This is a genomic window from Pseudarthrobacter sp. 10T415 (assembly GCF_056394175.1).
The window spans coordinates 1-388 of record NZ_JBFTHJ010000085.1; the positions used below are offsets into that span (position 1 = coordinate 1).

The 388-nt window shown below is 58.0% G+C and carries 1 protein-coding gene; it reads left to right on the forward strand.

The window, feature by feature from the left end; all coding sequences use genetic code 11:
- Window positions 1–351, forward strand: a 351-nt coding sequence (locus tag AC1DBN_RS21570) for a pilin (RefSeq protein ID WP_477724211.1), incomplete at its 5' end; no start/stop codon positions are given.
- Window positions 352–388: the final 37 nt, after the last annotated feature.

The following is a 388-nucleotide window of genomic DNA, read 5'->3' on the forward strand; positions in this document are numbered from 1 at the left end:
CAGGTGGCACGTGCAGTCAGCGAAATGGGCGCGTACAAGACGGCATTTGAAGATCGTCTGAGCAACGGCGCCGCGGTTGCCGCCTTGGCCGATATTGGCTTTGTTCAGTCGAATCTGTATGCCGATCCGAATGTGCCCGCTAACGTGAACACCGGCGCATTTGTCTGGTCGTCGACGCTGACCACGGACGCAGGCACCAACAAGAATGCTAGCCCTTCCGTGGCAGGTGCCACCATCAACTGGCAGCGCCAAGATACTGGTACGTGGCGCTGCTTCGTTACAGCTAGCAACAACGCTGGTTGGAAAGCCAGCTACGCTCCTTCGGGTTGCCCGATTGGCCAGGCGATTTAATATCAAGCCATCAGCGAGCCTTTCCCTCGCCTGATGC